Annotated in this window: 20 protein-coding genes; 5 read left to right on the top strand and 15 right to left on the bottom strand. The window is 60.5% G+C overall.

Going from position 1 to position 19,519, the window contains the following annotated elements; all coding sequences use genetic code 11:
* Positions 1-273 precede the first annotated feature (273 nt).
* The 6 genes from msrQ to T3A99_RS14915 form a co-directional block, all read right to left on the bottom strand.
* Positions 274-894, bottom strand: coding sequence for a protein-methionine-sulfoxide reductase heme-binding subunit MsrQ (msrQ, locus tag T3A99_RS14940; protein ID WP_274090866.1), 621 nt, complete (start codon positions 892-894; stop codon positions 274-276).
* Positions 894-1,907, bottom strand: a complete 1,014-nt coding sequence (gene msrP / locus T3A99_RS14935; RefSeq protein ID WP_322834513.1) for a protein-methionine-sulfoxide reductase catalytic subunit MsrP — start codon at positions 1,905-1,907, stop codon at positions 894-896. Before msrP ends, msrQ begins: the two co-directional genes overlap by 1 nt.
* Before the next feature lie 63 nt (positions 1,908-1,970).
* On the bottom strand, positions 1,971-2,828 hold the full coding sequence (gene pssA, locus T3A99_RS14930) for a CDP-diacylglycerol--serine O-phosphatidyltransferase (protein ID WP_076386334.1): 858 nt from the start codon (positions 2,826-2,828) through the stop codon (positions 1,971-1,973).
* 143 nt (positions 2,829-2,971) lie between these two features.
* Complete coding sequence (gene ilvC / locus T3A99_RS14925; RefSeq protein WP_003228216.1) at positions 2,972-3,988, bottom strand: ketol-acid reductoisomerase; 1,017 nt, start codon at positions 3,986-3,988, stop codon at positions 2,972-2,974.
* A 45-nt stretch (positions 3,989-4,033) separates the two neighbouring features.
* A complete protein-coding gene (ilvN, locus tag T3A99_RS14920) occupies positions 4,034-4,525 on the bottom strand; it encodes an acetolactate synthase small subunit (protein ID WP_003205610.1) in 492 nt (163 codons plus the stop codon).
* 2 nt (positions 4,526-4,527) lie between these two features.
* On the bottom strand, positions 4,528-6,252 hold the full coding sequence (locus T3A99_RS14915; RefSeq protein WP_047229879.1) for an acetolactate synthase 3 large subunit: 1,725 nt from the start codon (positions 6,250-6,252) through the stop codon (positions 4,528-4,530).
* A 400-nt stretch (positions 6,253-6,652) separates the two neighbouring features.
* Between T3A99_RS14915 and T3A99_RS14910 the strand changes: the two genes are divergently transcribed.
* On the top strand, positions 6,653-7,075 hold the full coding sequence (locus T3A99_RS14910; protein ID WP_047229831.1) for a DUF4124 domain-containing protein: 423 nt from the start codon (positions 6,653-6,655) through the stop codon (positions 7,073-7,075).
* A gap of 7 nt (positions 7,076-7,082) precedes the next feature.
* Here the strand turns inward: T3A99_RS14910 and T3A99_RS14905 are convergent, their stop codons facing one another.
* From T3A99_RS14905 to mrcB, 3 genes are read right to left on the bottom strand one after another with little or no spacing between them, the layout of a single operon-like run.
* On the bottom strand, positions 7,083-7,412 hold the full coding sequence (locus tag T3A99_RS14905; protein ID WP_047229832.1) for a YqcC family protein: 330 nt from the start codon (positions 7,410-7,412) through the stop codon (positions 7,083-7,085).
* Complete coding sequence (locus T3A99_RS14900) at positions 7,412-8,131, bottom strand: tetratricopeptide repeat protein (RefSeq protein WP_047229833.1); 720 nt, start codon at positions 8,129-8,131, stop codon at positions 7,412-7,414. Before T3A99_RS14900 ends, T3A99_RS14905 begins: the two co-directional genes overlap by 1 nt.
* Before the next feature lie 16 nt (positions 8,132-8,147).
* Positions 8,148-10,466, bottom strand: a complete 2,319-nt coding sequence (mrcB, locus tag T3A99_RS14895; protein ID WP_047229834.1) for a penicillin-binding protein 1B — start codon at positions 10,464-10,466, stop codon at positions 8,148-8,150.
* Between the two features lie 127 nt (positions 10,467-10,593).
* Between mrcB and T3A99_RS14890 the strand changes: the two genes are divergently transcribed.
* The 3 genes from T3A99_RS14890 (at position 10,594) to T3A99_RS14880 (ending at position 13,065) form a co-directional block, all read left to right on the top strand.
* The gene (locus T3A99_RS14890) at positions 10,594-12,150 is read left to right on the top strand and encodes an AAA family ATPase (protein WP_076386338.1); all 1,557 of its coding nucleotides are present in this window, start codon (positions 10,594-10,596) and stop codon (positions 12,148-12,150) included.
* Positions 12,151-12,241: 91 nt separating this feature from the next.
* Positions 12,242-12,583 (top strand): pentapeptide repeat-containing protein, encoded by a 342-nt coding sequence (locus T3A99_RS14885; protein WP_047229836.1) that lies wholly within the window; start codon positions 12,242-12,244, stop codon positions 12,581-12,583.
* Between the two features lie 209 nt (positions 12,584-12,792).
* Positions 12,793-13,065 carry a TfoX/Sxy family protein gene (locus T3A99_RS14880; RefSeq protein WP_047229837.1) on the top strand — a complete coding sequence of 91 codons (273 nt, stop codon included), beginning with the start codon at positions 12,793-12,795 and terminating at the stop codon, positions 13,063-13,065.
* A gap of 182 nt (positions 13,066-13,247) precedes the next feature.
* Here the strand turns inward: T3A99_RS14880 and T3A99_RS14875 are convergent, their stop codons facing one another.
* Genes T3A99_RS14875 through T3A99_RS14860 form a run of 4 tightly spaced genes read right to left on the bottom strand, consistent with a single transcriptional unit; the run spans position 13,248 to position 16,836 of the window.
* On the bottom strand, positions 13,248-14,135 hold the full coding sequence (locus tag T3A99_RS14875; protein WP_322834512.1) for a ChaN family lipoprotein: 888 nt from the start codon (positions 14,133-14,135) through the stop codon (positions 13,248-13,250).
* Positions 14,136-14,156: 21 nt separating this feature from the next.
* Positions 14,157-14,924: a heme ABC transporter ATP-binding protein gene (locus tag T3A99_RS14870; RefSeq protein ID WP_322834511.1), complete on the bottom strand. Its 768-nt coding sequence runs from the start codon at positions 14,922-14,924 to the stop codon at positions 14,157-14,159.
* Positions 14,924-15,907: a FecCD family ABC transporter permease gene (locus tag T3A99_RS14865; RefSeq protein ID WP_171061425.1), complete on the bottom strand. Its 984-nt coding sequence runs from the start codon at positions 15,905-15,907 to the stop codon at positions 14,924-14,926. The genes T3A99_RS14870 and T3A99_RS14865 overlap by 1 nt, the downstream gene beginning before the upstream one ends.
* 50 nt (positions 15,908-15,957) lie before the next feature.
* A complete protein-coding gene (locus T3A99_RS14860; RefSeq protein ID WP_107322943.1) occupies positions 15,958-16,836 on the bottom strand; it encodes a heme/hemin ABC transporter substrate-binding protein in 879 nt (292 codons plus the stop codon).
* A gap of 260 nt (positions 16,837-17,096) precedes the next feature.
* On the opposite strand from T3A99_RS14860, the gene T3A99_RS14855 reads away from it, so the two are divergent.
* Positions 17,097-17,420, top strand: a complete 324-nt coding sequence (locus T3A99_RS14855; protein ID WP_322834510.1) for a Rieske (2Fe-2S) protein — start codon at positions 17,097-17,099, stop codon at positions 17,418-17,420.
* On the opposite strand, the gene sfsA is transcribed toward T3A99_RS14855, so the two are convergent.
* Together sfsA and T3A99_RS14845 are read right to left on the bottom strand one after the other, a co-directional pair.
* Positions 17,370-18,110 carry a DNA/RNA nuclease SfsA gene (sfsA, locus tag T3A99_RS14850; protein WP_322834509.1) on the bottom strand — a complete coding sequence of 247 codons (741 nt, stop codon included), beginning with the start codon at positions 18,108-18,110 and terminating at the stop codon, positions 17,370-17,372. The genes T3A99_RS14855 and sfsA overlap by 51 nt on opposite strands.
* On the bottom strand, positions 18,110-19,282 hold the full coding sequence (locus tag T3A99_RS14845; protein ID WP_139051179.1) for a pyridoxal phosphate-dependent aminotransferase: 1,173 nt from the start codon (positions 19,280-19,282) through the stop codon (positions 18,110-18,112). The genes sfsA and T3A99_RS14845 overlap by 1 nt, the downstream gene beginning before the upstream one ends.
* Between the last annotated feature and the right edge of the window lie 237 nt (positions 19,283-19,519).

Here is a 19,519-nt window from a genome sequence, read left to right as displayed (position 1 = left end):
ACTTGCGCTTCCGATCTCTCGTTAGCGGGAGGCGAATTCTACAGCGTTACTCGCTGCTGTCAACACCTCTTTTTGACCGCTTTCGATCGAGAAGATCGAACCGTTAACGGAGCCAGGAAAACCGCCCCACCAACTACTTCCCAAGCTTCGATGACCTGAAGCCCTGCGCCGCCTAAAATCGTTTAACTCATTGAAACTCAAGGAGTTTTCCGCTTCGACTGCGCCGGAAGTGGGGCGAATTATAGACGTCCAGAATTTGCCGTCAAGCGTTAATTACGCTTTTGTTGCAGAAGGTGCTTTGCGTCCAATTAAACGCGGCATCCGGCGCGTAACCACAGGAATTCGAAGCATCAAAAGCACAGCACCTATAAAGGCGTAAATCGACCACTCCTTAAGATCCGCCCGCACAATCCACAACATATGCAGCAATCCAAGGCCCAAGATCGGATAAACCAGGCGATGCAGTTTTTTCCAGCGCGCGCCCAGTCGCCGCTGACTGTAGCGATTGGAAGTAATCGCCAGCGCCAAGAGCCCCAGAAACCCGAGCGCTCCGACGATAATATAAGGTCGCTTGCTCAGCTCGACGCCCAGTTGCGACCAATCGAACCCCAGGATGAACGCCGTATACCCACTCAAATGCAGCACCACATAAGCAAAGCACCACAATCCCAGCTGACGCCTGACCGCGATCCACCCTGCCCACCCCGTGAGTTTCTGCAACGGCGTCATGCTCAAGGTGATCAACAACAAAATAAGCGTGCCCAACCCGAGCCGATCCACCAGCACCTTGCCTGGGTCAGGCCCCAACTTATTCATCAACGCTTCGTAGAGCCAGAGCAACGGCCAAACCGCCGCCGCGACAAAGACGCCGATTCGCCAGACTGGAAAACGCATCAGTAGTCCTTCCTCAAGTCCATCCCTGCATATAAAGAAGCGACTTCATCCTGATAGCCGTTGAACATCAACGTATCGCGCACGTTAGGACTGAACAGCCCGCTCGGCAGACGGCGCTCCCGTGCCTGGGTCCAACGCGGGTGATCGACCGTCGGATTGACGTTGGCGTAAAAGCCGTACTCGTCGGACGCAATGCTCTGCCAGGTGGTCTTGGGCTGCTCGCTGACCAGACTGATGCGCACAATGGACTTCACACTTTTGAACCCGTACTTCCACGGCACCACCAAGCGCAACGGTGCACCGTTCTGATTCGGCAACTCTCGCCCATACATCCCAACCGCCATGATTGCCAGCGGATTCATCGCTTCATCCAGTCGCAAGCCCTCGACATAAGGCCAGTCGATCAAAGCAAACCCTGAGCGCTGCCCTGGCATAGTCTTGGGATCCTGCAGGGTTTCGAAACGAATGTACTTGGCCTTGGAGGTCGGCTCGACCTGCTTGAGCAACGCCGAAATGGGAAAGCCAATCCATGGGATAACCATGGACCAGGCCTCCACGCACCGCAGGCGATAGATTCGCTCCTCCAACTGGTAAGGCTTCATGAAGTCTTCCAAGGCATAGCGCCCCGGCCTGCCCACCTCTCCATCCACCACCACACTCCAGGGCTCGGTTTTCAAGGATCCGGCATTGGCCGCCGGATCACCTTTGCCGGTTCCGAACTCATAGAAATTGTTGTAATGGGTGGCGTCTTTAAAAGGGGTGATGGACTCATCCTTGACCGTAACCGCGCCCCATTGGGTGGACGGCAGCTTCTCGGCAAACCAGGACGGCGCCTTGCCGGGCTCGACATCCGCATAACGCGCAACATCGCCAGCACTGGCCCAACGCGGAAGACCGCTGACGGCAAGCCCCGCCATGGCGGCCCCAAGCATTTGGCGACGGGATAGATAGAGGGATTCTGGCGTGACGTCCGACTCAAGGCAGTCGGACGACTTGGGGATCTTGATCAGCATGACAACTCCGCAGCATTGGAGGGCAGATGCACCAATAGACTGCGGAGTATGAGGGAAATTACATCACTCGGCTTTTTTGTGTCGGCGCAGGCGCAACAGGTATTGAACCGGGCCGGAAGCGGCATAGGCGAGGAATACCAGCAACAAGATACGTGGCGGATCACTGAAGACCACCGCGAACACCAGCACCACCGCCAGAATCGCAACGAACGGCACCCGCCCTTTGAGATCCAGCTCCTTGAAGCTGTTGTACTTGATGTTGCTGACCATCAGCATACCGGCCGCCGCTACCAGCAGCGCCACAAGGAACGACATCTTCGATCCCTGGATACCGTAGTCGCTGAAAGCCCAGACAACACCGGCTACGACACCCGCCGCGGCAGGACTCGCCAAGCCGATGAAGTAGCGCTTGTCGGCCGTACCGACCTGGGTATTGAAACGTGCCAGACGCAACGCGGCACCGGCGACATAGATGAAAGCGACCATCCAGCCAACCTTGCCCATGTCCCCCAGCGCCCAACCGAACGCCAGCAAGGCCGGGGCCACGCCGAAAGCGACCATGTCCGACAGCGAATCGTACTCGGCACCGAACGCGCTCTGGGTATTGGTCATGCGGGCCACACGCCCGTCCAGGCCATCGAGCACCATGGCGACAAAGATCGCGATGGCAGCGAAGGCAAAGTAACGACTCGCCCCGGCGCTATCGCCGGCGCTCAAGGCCGCTTGGGCGCTCATGGAGCTGATGATGGAATAGAAACCGGCGAACAGGTTCGCGGTGGTGAACAGATTCGGCAGCAGATAGATGCCACGGTGCCGGACCTTACGGCCTTCAGCGTCATGTCCTTCTTCGACGTGCTCATCGATGGGCAGCAGGCTTTCGGCGTCAGGAGCCTGGTTGGGCTCGTCGGGGCGTTCGCTCATGGACAGTACCTTGCAACGGTGTGAAAAATTCGACAGGTGTCTGGGACGAGGGTTCGGCCGCAAACGATGCAGCTTTATACCAGAAGCCACCGCCCAAACGAAAAAACGCGGCCAGGGCCGCGTTTTCCGATCAAGCTCGCGACTTAGTTCTTGGCTTTGTCGACGATCTTGTTGGCACCGATCCACGGCATCATCGAGCGCAGCTGCTCGCCAATGATTTCGATACCGTGAGCGGCGTTGTTGCGACGCTTGGCGGTCATCGAAGGATAGCCGGTAGCGCCTTCGCTGATGAACATCTTGGCGTATTCGCCGTCCTGAATACGTTTCAGGGCGTTACGCATGGCCTGGCGGGATTCGGCGTTGATCACTTCCGGACCCGTCACGTACTCGCCGTATTCAGCGTTGTTGGAGATCGAGTAGTTCATGTTGGCGATACCGCCTTCGTACATGAGGTCAACGATCAGCTTCAGTTCGTGCAGGCATTCGAAGTAGGCCATTTCCGGCGCGTAGCCAGCTTCAACCAGGGTTTCGAAACCGGCCTTGACCAGCTCGACAGTACCGCCGCACAGAACGGCTTGTTCGCCGAACAGGTCGGTTTCGGTTTCGTCCTTGAAGGTGGTTTCGATGATGCCGGTACGGCCGCCGCCAACACCGGCAGCGTAGGACAGAGCGACGTTCTTGGCGTTGCCGGAGGCGTCCTGATAGATCGCGATCAGGTCAGGGATACCGCCGCCCTTCACGAATTCGGAACGAACGGTGTGGCCCGGGGCCTTCGGCGCGATCATGATCACGTCGAGGTCGGCGCGTGGCACTACCTGGTTGTAGTGAATCGCGAAACCGTGGGAGAAGGCCAGGGTGGCGCCTTTCTTGATGTTCGGTTCGATTTCGTTCTTGTACAGCGAAGACTGGAACTCGTCCGGGGTCAGGATCATGACCAGGTCGGCGGCGGCAACGGCAGAAGCCACGTCGGTGACTTTCAGGCCATGGGCCTCGGCCTTGGCAACGGTGGCCGAGCCTTTACGCAGGCCGACGGTCACGTCAACACCGGAGTCCTTGAGGTTGCACGCCTGGGCGTGGCCTTGGGAACCGTAACCGATGATGGCGACTTTCTTGCCCTGGATGATCGACAGGTCGCAGTCTTTATCGTAGAAAACTTTCATGAATTACCCCTATTTCCGGCCATTCAGGCCATTCGCTAATTTGGTTTAGATGCTCAGTACTTTGTCGCCACGGGCAATCCCGGTGACGCCACTGCGTACGGTTTCCAGAATCGAGGCAGTGCCGATCGATTGAATGAAGCTGTCGAGCTTGTCGCTGGTACCGGTCAACTGAACGGTATAGACGCTGGCGCTGACATCGACGATCTGCCCACGATAAATATCGGTAGTGCGTTTGATCTCGGCGCGCTGGGCACCGGTGGCCTTGACCTTGACCAGCATCAGCTCGCGCTCGATGTGCGCGCTTTCCGACAGGTCCACCAGCTTGACCACCTCGATCAGCTTGTTCAGGTTCTTGGTGATCTGCTCGATGATTTCATCGTGCCCCACAGTGGTCAGCGTCAGACGCGACAGGGTCGGGTCTTCGGTTGGCGCCACGGTCAGGCTTTCGATGTTGTAGTTGCGCTGCGAAAACAGGCCCACTACGCGAGACAGAGCACCCGGTTCGTTTTCCAGAAGCAGGGAAATAATATGTCGCATGATTAGGTACGCTCCGTCTTGCTCAGCCACATATCGCGCATGGAGCCGTCTTTGATCTGCATCGGGTAGACGTGCTCGCTGGTATCGACCTTGATATCGAGGAACACCAGGCGATCCTTCATGGCGAAAGCTTCTTCGAGCCCGGACTTCAAGTCCTTCAGGTCAGTGATGCGGATGCCCACGTGACCATAGGCTTCGACCAGCTTGACGAAGTCCGGCAACGACTCCATGTAGGAGTGCGAGTGACGGCTGCCGTAGCTCATGTCCTGCCACTGGCGAACCATGCCCAGTACGCCGTTGTTCAGGTTGACGATTTTCACCGGCAAACCGTACTGCAGGCAGGTCGACAGCTCCTGGATGTTCATCTGGATACTGCCCTCGCCCGTGACACAGGCGACGTCGCTATCCGGAAAGCTCAACTTGACGCCCATGGCCGCCGGGAAACCGAAGCCCATGGTGCCCAGACCACCGGAGTTGATCCAGCGGTTGGGCTTGTTGAACTTGTAATACTGCGCGGCGAACATCTGGTGCTGGCCCACGTCGGAGGTCACAAAGGCATCGCCCTTGGTCACTTCGCACAGGGTTTCGATCACGGTCTGTGGCTTGATCACGCTGCCGTCGCCCTTGTCGTAAGGGAACAGGCCACGATCACCGCGCCACTCATCAACCTGCTTCCACCAACTGGCCACGGACTCCTTGTTCGGAGCCTCGCCGATTTCCTTGAGGATGGCGACCATTTCGCTCAGCACGCTCTCCACAGGACCGACAATCGGCACGTCTGCCTTGATGGTCTTGGAGATCGACGCCGGGTCGATGTCGATATGGATGATCTTGGCGTTCGGGCAGAATTTCGCCGGGCCGTTGATGACACGGTCGTCGAAACGCGCGCCGACCGCCAGAATCACATCGGCATGGTGCATCGCCAGGTTGGCGGTATAGCTGCCGTGCATGCCGAGCATGCCGATGAACTGACGGTCAGTGCCCGGGTAGGCGCCCAACCCCATCAGCGTATTGGTGACCGGCAGGTTGAGCATTTTCGCCAATTCGGTCAGCGGCGCGGAGCCACCACCGAGGATAACGCCGCCACCCGAGTACAGCACCGGACGCTTGGCCGCCAGCAGCATTTCGGCTGCCTTGCGGATTTGCCCGGAGTGACCGCGCACAGCCGGGCTGTAGGAACGCAGCTTGGCTTTCTTGGGGAAAATGTATTCGAACTTCTCGGCCGGGTTGGTCATGTCTTTCGGGACATCGACCACAACCGGGCCCGGACGACCGGATTCAGCCAGGTAGAACGCCTTCTTCATGACCTCCGGGATCTCCGAAGCGTGCTTGATCATGAAGCTGTGCTTCACGATCGGCCGGGAAATACCGATCATGTCGGTTTCCTGGAACGCGTCGGTGCCGACCATGGTGCTGGGCACCTGACCGGAGATGATCACCATCGGGATAGAGTCCATGTACGCCGTGGCGATACCGGTGATGGCGTTCGTGGCGCCAGGGCCGGAAGTCACCAGGACCACGCCGGCTTTACCGGTGGCACGGGCATAACCGTCAGCCATGTGGGTCGCCGCTTGCTCATGACGAACCAGGATGTGGGTCACTTCCGGTTCTTTGAACAGGGCATCATAGACATGAAGAAGAGCACCACCGGGGTACCCGTAGATATATTTGACGCCTTCGTCACGCAAAAAGCGGACGAGCATCTCACCGCCAGATAAAAGCTCCACGTTGTTCACCTCTAAAACGCCAGAATACCGGCCCACAAAAAGGGACGGGTCTTAATAGGTTTACTTCTCGGCAGAGCATGAGCGACGGTGGTCGCCGACTACGTCAGCACTGACTGAGCAAGTATTGGGATCGTCCCAAGTGTTGCGGGCCTTTCCCACCCAGCGCGAGGTAACGCGTTGCGGGTGTAACAGGTCGGCGCGGATGTGCGCCTCATGATCTGCCGAGTGGGCCTGCTTCTGGCAGTCCCTCTACAGCGGACTTTGGATTCTTCTGTTTCGCCCTCTGCAAGTCAAGCCGTCAATGTGCTTTATTCGAAGTAAGCGCATGAGAACGCAAGAAAAAACCTTTAAACAGCAACTGTGTTAGCTTCAATTGCGCAACCCATGACAAGGAAACAGCATGCGAATGTTCTTCTTGACGGCCAGCCTGCTGGTTGGCCTGAGCCCGATGTGCATGGCCGGTCAGGTCTATAAATGGGTGGACGCCCAAGGGGTTACCCACTTTGGCTCCCAGCCACCGCCTGGAGGACAGGCCACAACGGTGATCAAGTCCTCCCCTTCCGCCGCCAAGCCAGCAGCCCCCCCGCCTGCCGGGGTCATTGGTGACCAGAAGGCGATTGACCAACAGGTCAAGCAACAGATTGCCGAGCAGCAAGCCCAGCTCAAGGCCTTCTGCGAACAGACTCGGACCAATCTGGCGCAACTGCAGAACAACCCGCGGGTACGCGAGGATGTGGAAGGGGAAATGCGCCGCCTCACAGAAGAGGAGCGGCGCCAGCGCATCGACGAAACCCGCAAGCAGATCGAGGAGCACTGCCAATAAATGGCGGTCAGTTAACGTCGCTGATCAATTGGTCGAACTGCGCCAACAGTCGCTGCAACTCCACGCCTTGGCCCGGCCGCTGGGCATAGACCATTTGAGCCATCTCCAGGATGCCCGAGGCGTTGGGCAGCGGCAGGTCATTTTCCAGGATGGCTTTCATGCGCGGCAGGAAAATCCATTGCAGCCATTGCTCGAAGTCCAGCGTGTCGACCGCGAACGGCTCGACACTGGCCAACGCCTCGGCCGACGGCGAAACGCTGCTCCACCAGCCCTGGACCCGCAACTCCCGCTCAATCAGCAGCAACTGATCGGCGATCTTGGGAAAACGCGTATCCATCAGAGCGAAACCTTGGCCTTCTGACGGGCCAATGCCGCGCCGGCGGAGTCGCCTTGTTTCTCACGGGCCTGAGCGATCAATTCCCACAGGCTGGCCTGAAGCGCCGGACGACCGTTGGCGAATGTCAGGCCACGGCGGGCCAGTTGCTCGGCTTGCGGCGCATCGCCCTGGGCCATGCGCACCTGGGCCAGGCGATAGAGAACCTGGGGTTCACGCGGCGCAACACGCTGGGCTCGCTCAAGGCTGGAGGACGCACCATTGAGGTCACCACCGGCCTGTTGCTGTTGGGCTGTGGTGAGCAATGCCAGTACTGGACCGTCCAATTGTTCATCAGCGGACAGGCCTCCCGAGCTGGTCGAGGGAATGCTGCTCGGCGCAGAAGGCATGTTGAAGCTGCCTTGGTCGATCGGTGAGGTATCGATAGGGCCCGGCGTGATCGGCCCTGGCGTGATCGGTGTGCTGCTGATCGGTGCCGACGTCGTGGCGCCGCCACCGGGCACCATCACGACGACACCGGTATCGCCCTGGGGAATCGCCTGGACCTGTCCCTGCACCGGCCGCTGCACCGTCGTTTGACGGAAACCGCCATTGGCCGAGACCCGCTCGCTATTGGAAACGGCAGTGCCGGAATCGACAACCGGAATCGAACCGCGTTGTACGGTAGAGCAACCGCTGAGCAATGCCACGGCCGTAACCGCTGGAATCAACCACTTGTTCACTTGAAACCCTCTTTGCTTAATTCATCCAGTCCTTGACCCAATCCATGACCGATTCGGCGGGGTTTGGAATGCCACAGGCTGCACCGGGTGGTGGTTCGCTGCCGCGAATATACGGCATCTGCACCGCGCCCGGGCAACTGGCGTCGGAGCCTTGGCCGGTGCGCGAATCCACCCAGGCCTGAACGATATTGTCTGGTTGCGGCATGTCCAGCGGCAACGGATCGGCCTTGCGCATGAAACTGGTCCAGACCTGCAATGCACCGGTGGCGCCAGTGAACGGGGTCTTGCCATTGTCGTCACGGCCGAGCCAGACCACTGCCAGCAGGTCCTGGCTGAAACCGGCAAACCAGCTGTCGCGCGAGTCGTTGCTGGTACCGGTCTTGCCCGCCAGGGTCAGGTTACGCGGTAGTACGTTATAAACCGAACTGCCGGTGCCTTCACGCATGACCCGTTGCATGGCGCTCTGGATCAGATAAATGGACGCGGGATCAAAACGCTGTTGGATCTGGAACGGATAGCGCTTGAGCGGCTCGCCGTCGGCGGTAAGCACGCTGCGAATGCCGCGCATCGGCGTGTTGAAGCCACCGTTGGCCAGTGTCTGGTACATGGCTGCCACTTCAATCGGCGTGAGGCCACCGGCTCCCAGCAGCATCGATGGGAATGCCGGGAATTCGCGACTGACACCCAGGCGGGCCAAGGTCTTGAGGACATTCGGCACGCCGATTTCAAGCCCGAGGCGAGCCGTCGACAGGTTGTAGGAATGCGCAAGCCCCTGGTACAGGAACACCGTACCGTGGGAGCGGCGATCATAATTTTGCGGCTTCCACACCTGGCCGTCCGCGCCCTTGACCGAGAACGCCTCGTCGGACAGCCAACTGGTCAGGGTGTACTGGCTCGGTTTTTCCAGGGCGGTGAGGTAGACCGCCGGCTTGATCAGGGAGCCGATCGGGCGGACCGCATCGAGCGCCCGGTTGAAACCGGCAAAACTGGCCTGCCGACTGCCGATCATGGCCTGGACTTCGCCGGTTTCCGGGTTGGTCACCACCATCGCGGCTTCCACTTCATCAGAGCCCTTGCGCCCGGCCAGTCGCTTGAAGGTGTCATTGACCGATGCTTCGGCCTTCATCTGCAGGATCGGGTCGAAACTGGTGAAGATCCGCAGGCCTTCTTCGGTCAAGTCTTCGTCGCGGTAGTCCTCACGCAGTTGACGCTTGACCAGGTCCATGAAACCAGGAAACGAGCTGTCGGCCAGACTGCCGCGCTTGGTTACGCCCAAAGGCATCTTCTTCGCCGCTTCGACTTGCTCGGCCGTTGCCACGCCTTGCTGTTGCAGTAAGTCGAGTACCAGATTGCGCCGCTCGAGGGCACGCTCTGGATTACGCCGCGGGTTGTAGGAGGACGGCCCTTTCACCATCCCCACCAGCAATGCCACCTGATGCAGCTTGAGCTCGGACAGCGGCTGGCTGAAGAAGAACTGGCTGGCCAGGCCGAAACCGTGAACCGCCCGCTGGCCGTCCTGACCGACGAAGACCTCGTTGAGGTACGCCTCGAGAATCTCCCGCTTGTCGTAGTGCAGTTCCAGCAACAGCGCCATCATGGCTTCGGTAAGCTTGCGGCTGAGGCTGCGCTCGTTGGTCAAATAGAAGTTCTTGACCAATTGCTGGGTCAAGGTACTGCCGCCCTGGCGCATACGGCCCGAGGAGGTGTTGACCCAGATGGCCCGGGCAATCGACTTGGGCGAGACGCCGAAGTGATGGTAGAAATCGCGGTCCTCGACAGCGATCAGCGTATCGAGCAGGAACGGCGGCACCTGGTCGATCTTGATCAGGATCCGGTCTTCAAGGTTCTTGGGGTAGAGGCCACCGATCAGCAGCGGTTCAAGGCGCACCACCGACAGCTTCGCATTGTTGGCACCGGTCAGCGCAGCCACGTAGTCGCCGGAGAAGCGCACTCGCACCGCCTGCGCCTGCTCCATGCCTTCATAGAACTGGAAACCACGGGTATTGAGGTCGACGGTATTGCCATTGACGGACGCGGCACCCGGGCCATTGGCAACGCTTTCACGGCGATAGCCGAGGGCATCGAGCTCGGTCAGGAAATCGTCCCGACTCAGCTTTTGTCCGACGAACAGCTCCAGGGGCCTGGCGTAGACCTTGGCCGGGATGGTCCAGCGCTTGCCGGAGAACTTCTCCTGGACCACGGCATCGAGGTAGACCGCAAAGCCAGCGAGCACGACGAGGCCCACCAGGCTGAGTTTAAGGGCCCAGCCCAGCCAGGGCCGCAAGCGACTGGCGGGTGGTTTCTTGGGGGTACGGGGGGATCGGGTACGAGTCATGGCGGCGGATTATACGCACTTTGCCGCGGTTCAACATGACCACACAACGGCCCCCTCCTGTTTGCGTTAACGCGGCTTGCCGCCATAATGACGGCCTTGAATTTTCCCAGTCTCTGAAGGATCGCCCGTGAGCCAGTCCCTGATCGCTGCCCTGCAAAACCCGGCCCTCTATCCGCATCCCGTCGAAGGGTTCCAGGTCATCGAGACCCACATTTCCTGGGTATTGCTCACCGGGCCGTATGCCTACAAATTCAAAAAACCGGTCAATTTCGGCTTCCTTGATTTCACCAGCCTCGAGGCACGCAAGCATTTCTGCGGGGAAGAACTGCGCTTGAACCAGCGCCTGACCCAGGATCTGTACCTGGAAGTCATGCCGATTACCGGCACCCCGCAAGTGCCGCAACTGGGTGGCGAAGGTCCGGCCATCGAATACGCCCTGAAGATGCGTCAGTTTCCCCAGAGCCAACTGCTCAGCACGCTCCAGGCCAACGGCGAACTGACCACCGCGCACGTTGACGAAATGGCCGCGCAGATCGCCCGCTTCCATCTCTCTACGCCCACCGTGCCTGCCGAAAACGCCGCCGGCACCCCCGACAGCGTTATGGCACCGGTGCGGCAGAACTTCGAACAGATTCGTCCGTTCCTCAGTGACAAGGCTGACCTGTTGCAGCTCGAAGCCCTGCAAGCCTGGGCCGAAAGCAGCTTCGAACGCCTCAAACCGCTGTTCACCCAACGCAAAGCCGAAGGTTTCATCCGCGAATGCCACGGTGACATCCACTTGGGCAACGCCACGGTGATCGATGGCAAGGTAGTGATTTTCGACTGCATCGAGTTCAACGAGCCGTTCCGCTTCACCGATGTCTATGCCGACACTGCATTCCTGGCGATGGACCTGGAAGACCGCGGCCTCAAGTCGCTGGCGCGACGTTTCGTCAGCCAATACCTGGAGCTGACCGGCGACTATCAAGGCCTGGAGCTGCTGAACTTCTACAAAGCCTACCGCGCCCTGGTCCGCGCCAAGGTCGCGCTCTTCAGCATGCCGGCCGAAGCCGACCCGGTGCAGCGCGCCACAACCCTGCGCCAATACCGCAACTACGCGAACCTGGCCGAAAGCTACAGCACCATTCCCTCGCGCTTTCTGGCCATCACCCACGGCGTTTCGGCCGTTGGCAAAAGCCATGTCGCGATGCGCCTGGTGGAAGCCCTGGGCGCCATTCGCTTGCGCTCGGACGTTGAGCGCAAGCGTCTGTTTGGTGAGCAGCAAGTGCCCAATGATCCACAAGCCGGCATCTATAGCAGCGGCGCCAGCGACGCCACTTATGCCCGCTTGCATGAAATCGCCAGTGTCATCCTGCATGCCGGCTTCCCAGCAGTGATCGACGCCACGTACCTCAAACACGATCAGCGCGATGCTGCGGCGAAAGTTGCCGAGGCCACGGGCGCTCCGTTCCTGATCCTCGATTGCAATGCGCCACAAGCGGTTATCGAGAGCAGGCTGGCGCAGCGTCAGGCCGATCAGACAGATCCGTCCGACGCAAATCTGGCCGTTATCGCCGCCCAACAGGCCAGCCGCGAAGCACTCACCCCTGCGGAAATCCTGTGCAGCAAACGGGTCCAGACCAATGAAAGCGGCACGCTCGACATCGTGGTCGCGCAGATTCGTCAACGCTTGCCAGGCCTGTAAAAAACTATTTCGGCCGTGGAGTCTGCCCACCCTTCACGGCCGTCAAACAGTGGCACTATACTGGCGTCATAAAACCAACAGGTGATATGAAATGAGCCTACCCAAGCTTCTCAGTACCCCGCTTTATGCTTTGCTGCGCGAAGACGACATTGCCGGTTTCAACAACGAACGGCCACAAGGCCCGGTTGATATGCGTGGCGGCGATTTTCGTGGTCTGGATCTGCGAGAGCTCAATGCCGACGACGTGGATTTCACCGACGCTTACTTCCGCTCCGCGGATTTGCGCGGCATCGATTTTCGCAAGTCGTCCCTGGAAGGTGCCAGCCTGGCCCATGCGCAAATATCGGGCGCCTATTTCCCGGCAGAACTGTCTGCCGACGAAATTCTGATGTCGATGAACTTTGGCACCCGGCTGCGCTACCGCACCCGCTGAATCGGGCCGAATCTGCCGTCAACCCAATTGATCTCCAGCGCCCCCGCCTGCGCTGGACGCTGCATCTTGCCGCGCGCCCCCACCTATCGTGCGTAATGCATTAGAAGCTTTTGCTTCAAATCCCACCAAAGAATCACGTTTTTCCTACTGACCGCTACACTCCTGAGAAGCTTGCCCACTGCACCAGTCGGCCGTCGCAAGGAGGTTCGATGAATGATGAACTGCAACACCTGAAGAACCTGGGCAAGACATCAGCCCAGTGGCTGCATGCCGTGGGCATCCACAGCGCCTCGGATCTGCGTCGCCTCGGAGCGGTTGATGCCTATCGCGCAGTACGCACTCGCGGGTTCCGGGCTTCGAAGGTGTTGCTCTATGCCATTGAGGGCGCATTGATGGATGTGCACTGGAATGACATCCCCGCCGAACGCAAGGAAGCCTTGAACAAACAATTGGACGCCGTTTCGACGCGTCACAAAGCCTGACCATTCTCCTTGTTTGTCGCCACACGACCTCCGGTTGAAAGTTATTTGGGCCAATTTAAAAAACAACGTTTGACATGGTAATGAGAATCGCTATGATTAGCGCATCCGGTCGCGAGACTGGTCGATATTTGAATAGCCCTTGGTTCGGACTCTCAGATATCTCCTCATCAGGCTAATCACGGTTATTTGACCCGACTTTTGTCGGGTCTTTTTTTGTCTGGAGGAAATGCGCTGTGTTCACGCATCTGCGCGCAGTAATCCTCAGGGGGAGCGGCCTTGGTGTACCACACGTAATCTGCCATGACCGATGTCATCTCGCTGCCCTCCTCGGCCAGCATCAGGACGGTGGGCGCCTCACTGGCCCCCAAGTCCAGCACATGCAGCGGCACCCCGACGTCTTTTCGTCCATGCCAGGCACCGGCGAACAACAACGCAGGCAATGGCGCAGCCAGCAGACGTTCGGCCATGCGTCGGTCACGTTGTTGCTGGACAGCCAGCATCGCCGGCATCTGAGATTCGGGCAGCAGGCCGCAATGGGATTGGCGAATCTGCTCCAGCAACTGATCCTTCACACTTGCCGCATTCGCACGGGCGCCTCGCAAGTCCGGCGCCTGCCGGTAGACGCGCTGGATCTCGGCGGCGTCCAGATTGGCGGCCAACAACCGATAGCGTTGCGTCAGGGCAAACTCCACGACCGGACCATACAGGCTCCAGTCCCATCCCGGCGACCAATCCAGGGCACCGGGAAGATCAGTTGGCAAGGCAGGTAACTGGCGGACCGCGTCAACGCGAGGCTGCTGGTGGGGTGTCAGCATTTCCAGCAGGAGGCTGCCCTGGGCCCGTTGCGCGGCCAGGGCCTGAAGCAGCCATAGCTGCAGCGCGTGGTGATCCGGATTGTCGTGCTGCTCGCCGACCACCACTCGCGGCGCCCGTGCCAGACGCTCGATCAACGCTTGAGGCGTGATGGCCCGGCCACTGTGCAAATCAAGGATCTGCCCGTCGACCGGGGGCGGCGCAGTGCTCTGACAGGCCGTCAGCACACTCAATGCCAGAATCAGGATCAGGCGCACGTCTACATCCTCAGGCAACCCTCAGCGGGCGATGATCAATGGATGTCCGCGCTCCGGATGGGGTTGCACCAGCACTTCCAGGCCAAACACTGCTTCGAGCGGTTCCGGGCGCAGCACTTGTTGCGGCGTGTCCAGGGCCACCGGCCGGCCGGACGCGAGCAACAACAGGCGATCACAATAACGCGCTGCCAGGTTCAGGTCATGCAGGATCACCAATACGGCCGCGCCGCGATCGGCAAACTCACGCACCGCTTGCAGGATGGTGTGCTGGTGCAGTGGATCGAGCATCGAGGTCGGTTCGTCGAGCAGCAGGGTCTGCCCCGCTTCCCCTGGCCACAACTGTGCCAAGACCCGCGCCAGGTGCACCCGCTGACGCTCGCCGCCCGACAGCGCCAAGTAACTGCGACCGTGCAGATGCGCCGCGTCTGCAGCGTGCAACGCCAAGGCAACGATTTGCTCGTCACGCACTCGACCACACTGATGAGGCAGGCGCCCCATGCCGACTACTTCCTCGACGCGGAAGGCAAAATCCAGGGTCGATGACTGCGGCAATACCGCCAGGCGGCGGGCACGCTCGGCGCCGTCCCACTGGGACAAAGGCCGATCATCGAGCCAGACCTGTCCCTGCGCAGGAGGCAATTGACCGCACAGCCCCGCCAGCAAAGTACTTTTACCTGCACCGTTGGGCCCGAGCACGCCCAGCACCTGGCCGGGATGCAGATCAAGATTGACATCAGCCAACACGGTCTTGCGACCCCGCTGGATGTGCAGGTTCTGCGCTCGTAACATCAGGCGCGTCCTCGCAGCAATAAATAGAGGAAGAACGGCGCCCCGATGAATGCCGTGACGATGCCGATCGGCAGTTCCGCCGGAGCCAGCGCCAGACGCGCCACCAGATCGGCGAACAGCAGCAGGCTCGCCCCCGCCAGCACCGAAGCTGGCAACAGAACGCGATGATCGGGGCCGGCCATCAACCGTACCAGATGCGGCACTACCAGCCCGACAAAGCCGATCATGCCCGCCGCCGCCACTGCCGCGCCAACCCCCAGGGCCGTGCAAAACACCAGTTCACGCTTGAGCCCTTCGACATCAACGCCCAAATGGGCGGCTTCGGATTCACCCAGCAACAGAGCATTGAGTGCCCGGGCCCGTCGTGGCAGCCAGAGTGCTACGCCAACGCTGACCAGCAACAGCGGCCACAACCGCGCATAGCTGGCACCATTCAGGCTCCCCAGGTTCCAGAACGTCAAGGTGCGCAGGGTCGCGTCGTCCGCCAGGTAAGTGAACAAGCCCACCGCCGAGCCGGACAGCGCGGTCAGGGCGATACCGGCCAGGAGCATGGTCGCGACATGGGTCTGGCCGTTGCGCCGGCCGAGGCGATAAACCAATGCCGTAACCCCAAGCCCGCCGAGGAACGCACACAACGACAACACATAGGGGCCGAACGCTTCGGGCAAGCCGCCCAGCGCCGAGCCGCCAACAATGGCGAACGCCGCGCCCAGTGCCGCACCGCTGGACACCCCGACCAGCCCCGGGTCGGCCAACGGGTTGCGGAACAGCCCCTGCATCGCCACCCCGGATAATGCCAATACCCCGCCCACCGCCAGCCCCAGCAGGGTGCGTGGCAGACGGATCTGGCCGAGGATCAGTTCGGCCTGCTCCAGACCTTCGGCGGCCACTGGCAAGCCCATCAAGCGCAACGCCGCGCGCAAGGTATCGAACAGCGGCAAACTCACCGGCCCCAGGGCCAGGGACAGCCAGATCGCCAGCAGACACAACAGGGCCAGGCCAATGAACAAGGTGCGCGGTTTGACCAGAGGGGTCATGGTGCCTTGGCCGGTTCGGTCGGGTAAAAACCGGCCGTCAGCTTCACCAGACTTTGCGGCAACCGCGGGCCTAGCCCGCCGACCAACAGTGTCGGGTCAAGCTCGATAACGCGCCCGGCCCTGGCGGCACGGGTGGAGGAAAGAATCGGATTTTCCCTGAACAACGCCGCACGCGCTTCTTCGCCACTCAACGCGCGATCGGCGAACACCAGTACTTCGGGATTCAGGCTGGCCAGGCTCTCCACCGAAAATGCCTTGTAACCATGGTGTGTCGCCAAGTTGTGACCGCCGGCCTGCTGCACCAGCCAATCGGCGGAGGTGCCCAGGCCTGCGACCATCGGCTTGCCGCCGGAGCTTGCGACCAACAGCAACACGCCGGGGGCCTGTTGCTCAAGCTGGATTTTACTCACTCGAGCTTTCTGTTGGCTGAGCTGCTGTTGATAACTGTCGAACAACTGCGCGGCTTTGGCCTCGGCGCCCAGCAGTTGACCCAGGTGCCGCAGATTGCCCTGAAGGGTCGACAGGTCGGGCGTGGCCGAGAACAGTTCAACCTGTACCCCGGCGCTGCGGATCTGCGACAGCACCGGTGGCGGCCCCATTTCTTCGGTGCCCACGAGGATTTGCGGACGCAGGCTCAATACCCCCTCGGCCGAGAGTTGTCGCTGATAACCGATGCTGGGTAAATCCCGCAAGGCCTCGGGATGCTGGCTGGTGGTGTCCACGCCCACCAGTTTCGACTCACCGCCCAGCGCGCTGACCCATTCGGACACCGCCCCGCCGGCACTGACCCAGCGCTGCGGCAGTTCAGCCGCCACCAAGCCCTGGCTGGCTAACATGACGACACAGAGCGTGACAACACGGATATTCAGGCGCATCGGGCAGATTCCTCGAAGAAATGTTCACAGGGCCGGGCATGACCCCCTCAGGCAAAGTATCCTCAGCCCCCTGCGAAGGAGGCGCCATTTGATAATTGTTTTCATTTGGACGTCAAGCATGAACCTTTGGGGGGTTGCCTCTGTGGGAGCGAGCCTGCTCGCGATTAGCGGTGTGTCGACCCATTGCTGCTGGCTGATCGACCGCTATCGCGAGCAGGCTCGCTCCCACATAAACTCGCTCACTGATAATAGAGACACACATGAAGTTTCTTTGTACCGGCGCCGAATTGCCCGACAACAGCAGTCGCGGTTTCGACCTCGATGGGCGCAAGTTGCTGGCGGTGCGTCGCGCCGGCCAGGTGTATGTCTATCTCAACCGCTGCCCGCACCGCGGCGTACCGCTGGAATGGCGGCCCGATGAGTTTCTCGACCCCAGCGCCAGCCTGATCCAGTGCGCCACCCACGGCGCACTGTTTCTGATCGAAAGCGGTGAATGCGTCGCCGGCCCCTGCGCCGGGCAGTTCCTGGCTGCGTTAGAGAGCCGGGAGGACGAACAAGGCATCTGGGTCGAGCAACACCGGTAACGAGCGGTCCACCCACATTTGCTCGGGCGTCAGCGTCACCCCGTAAGCCAGCACTTCCACGCCCGCGGCCACAGCGTCGCGCAACGCCGCCGCGTACAGCGGGTCGATTTCCTGTGCCGGGCGCACGGCGTCGATCCCGCTCAAGTTGACACAATACAACTGCACCGCCCGCACGCCGTCCCGGGCCAGGTGAGCGAGTTCGCGCAGATGCCTGGCTCCCCGCTGGGTCACCGCATCGGGAAACGCCGCCACGGTCGTGCCGTCAAAACCCAACGTGACACTTTTGACTTCGACCCAGGCAGAGCCTTCGTCATAGTCCAGTCGAAAATCGATACGACTGTTTTCCTGACCGTAAGCCACTTCACGCTTGAGCCCGGTAAAACCGTTCAGCTCGCTGATGACCCCGGCACGCAGGGCCTCTTCGATTAGCGGGTTGGCTCGCGCGGTGTTGATGCAGGCCAACCGCCCCTGGGGGGTCTCGCCTATTTCCCAGGTGCCGGGCAATTTGCGCTTGGGATCGCGGGAACGGCTGAACCAGACTCGCGCACCTTCGGCCATGCAATTGAGCATCGAACCGGTGTTGGGGCAATGAATCGTCAGCAGTTCGCCATGAACGGTCTCGATATCGGCAAGAAAACGCTTATAACGTCGAATCAGCCGACCTTCTTCCAGCGCAGGTGAAAAAAGCATCAGCCTTGCCAACTCCGCAGTCCGCGCTCGATTCGCTCCACCGCCTCCTGGAGCCGCGGCAGGCTCTGGGTGTAGGCGAAACGCACATGGTGCCCAGCCTGATGGCGACCGAAATCCAGCCCCGGCGTGAACGCCACATGCTCGGTCTCCAGAAAGTGCTGGCAGAACGCAAAAGCATCGCCGCCGAATGCACTAATGTCGGCATACAGGTAAAACGCGCCTTCTGGCTCCACTGCGATGCCGAACCCCAGATCACGCAAGGCCGGCAGCAGAAAGTCGCGCCGCAGCGCGAACTCGGCCCGGCGCTGCTCGAATATCTCGATTGTCGCCGGTTCGAAACAGGCCAACGCCGCGTACTGGGCCATGCTCGGCGCACTGATGTAAAGGTTCTGCGCCAGCTTCTCCAGCTCACCAACAGCCGCCGAAGGGGCCACCAGCCAGCCCAGCCGCCAGCCGGTCATGCCGAAATACTTGGAAAAGCTATTAAGGACGAAAGCTTCGTCGTCGACTTCCAGCACGCTCGCGGCATCGGTGCCATAAGTCAGGCCGTGATAGATCTCATCCACCACCAAGTGACCGTTGTGGCCCTTGATTGCCTTGGACAGGCCGGCCAGTTCGTCCCGGCTGAGAATCGTCCCGGTCGGGTTGGCCGGCGACGCGACCAGCGCACCCACGCTGTTCGAGTCCCAATAGCGGTTCACCAGGTCCGGGGTCAGCTGGTAGCGCACGTCCGGGCCTACCGGCACCAATTGAGCCGTACCTTCCACCAGCCGCAGAAAGTGGCGATTGCAGGGGTAACCGGGGTCCGCCAACAGCCAGTGCTTGCCAGGGTCCACCAGCAACGCGCTGGTCAGCAGCAACGCGCCGGATCCGCCCGGCGTGACCAGGATGCGCCGTGGGTCTATGTCCACACCGTAGCGCTGCCCATAGAAACCGGCGATGGCTTCGCGCAGCTCGGGGATGCCACGGGCCGCCGTGTAACGGGTCTTTCCCGCCGCCAGCGCGGCCTGGCCGGCCTGGATGATCGGCTCAGCCGTGGTGAAGTCCGGCTCGCCGATCTCCAGGTGGATGACATCGTGCCCGGCGGCCTGCAGCTCATTGGCACGGGCCAGGAGCGCCATCACATGGAAAGGTTCGATGGCGCGGCTACGCGCACTGTAGGGCTGAGCCATTAGCCTTCCTTCTGGTAAAAAAGAACTGATTCTACCTAACTCTCCGGCCAACCCAGAAACAACTGCGCAAGCAAGCACGAACTCAGGGTCCGGCCGCTTGCAGCAAATGTCTCCAGCGATCGGCTCAGGCTTGACTAGAATCAAGCATTGAGCAGGTTTGTCACTCCACCGGACTGAACTTGACCACGCTTTGCAAGCCCCGGCCACCGCAGGCTCGACAACCGGGAGTAGCGCGGC

Origin of the sequence: Pseudomonas sp. N-137 (assembly GCF_034555295.1) — a bacterium.
Taxonomy (GTDB): domain Bacteria; phylum Pseudomonadota; class Gammaproteobacteria; order Pseudomonadales; family Pseudomonadaceae; genus Aquipseudomonas; species Aquipseudomonas rhizophila.
This window is presented reverse-complemented; position numbering and strand designations above follow the sequence as displayed.

Bases quoted from the DNA above. Each gene is read 5' to 3' on its own strand.
- msrQ (WP_274090866.1), bottom strand. From the start codon at position 894: ATGCGTTTTCCAGTCTGGCGAATCGGCGTCTTTGTCGCGGCGGCGGTT.
- ilvN (WP_003205610.1), bottom strand. From the start codon at position 4,525: ATGCGACATATTATTTCCCTGCTTCTGGAAAACGAACCGGGTGCTCTG.
- sfsA (WP_322834509.1), bottom strand. From the start codon at position 18,110: ATGCTTTTTTCACCTGCGCTGGAAGAAGGTCGGCTGATTCGACGTTAT.
- T3A99_RS14885 (WP_047229836.1), top strand. From the start codon at position 12,242: ATGAGCCTACCCAAGCTTCTCAGTACCCCGCTTTATGCTTTGCTGCGC.
- T3A99_RS14880 (WP_047229837.1), top strand. From the start codon at position 12,793: ATGAATGATGAACTGCAACACCTGAAGAACCTGGGCAAGACATCAGCC.
- T3A99_RS14855 (WP_322834510.1), top strand. From the start codon at position 17,097: ATGAAGTTTCTTTGTACCGGCGCCGAATTGCCCGACAACAGCAGTCGC.
- T3A99_RS14845 (WP_139051179.1), bottom strand. From the start codon at position 19,282: ATGGCTCAGCCCTACAGTGCGCGTAGCCGCGCCATCGAACCTTTCCAT.
- ilvC (WP_003228216.1), bottom strand. From the start codon at position 3,988: ATGAAAGTTTTCTACGATAAAGACTGCGACCTGTCGATCATCCAGGGC.
- T3A99_RS14860 (WP_107322943.1), bottom strand. From the start codon at position 16,836: ATGCGCCTGAATATCCGTGTTGTCACGCTCTGTGTCGTCATGTTAGCC.
- T3A99_RS14870 (WP_322834511.1), bottom strand. From the start codon at position 14,924: ATGTTACGAGCGCAGAACCTGCACATCCAGCGGGGTCGCAAGACCGTG.
- pssA (WP_076386334.1), bottom strand. From the start codon at position 2,828: ATGAGCGAACGCCCCGACGAGCCCAACCAGGCTCCTGACGCCGAAAGC.
- T3A99_RS14905 (WP_047229832.1), bottom strand. From the start codon at position 7,412: ATGGATACGCGTTTTCCCAAGATCGCCGATCAGTTGCTGCTGATTGAG.
- T3A99_RS14910 (WP_047229831.1), top strand. From the start codon at position 6,653: ATGCGAATGTTCTTCTTGACGGCCAGCCTGCTGGTTGGCCTGAGCCCG.
- msrP (WP_322834513.1), bottom strand. From the start codon at position 1,907: ATGCTGATCAAGATCCCCAAGTCGTCCGACTGCCTTGAGTCGGACGTC.
- mrcB (WP_047229834.1), bottom strand. From the start codon at position 10,466: ATGACTCGTACCCGATCCCCCCGTACCCCCAAGAAACCACCCGCCAGT.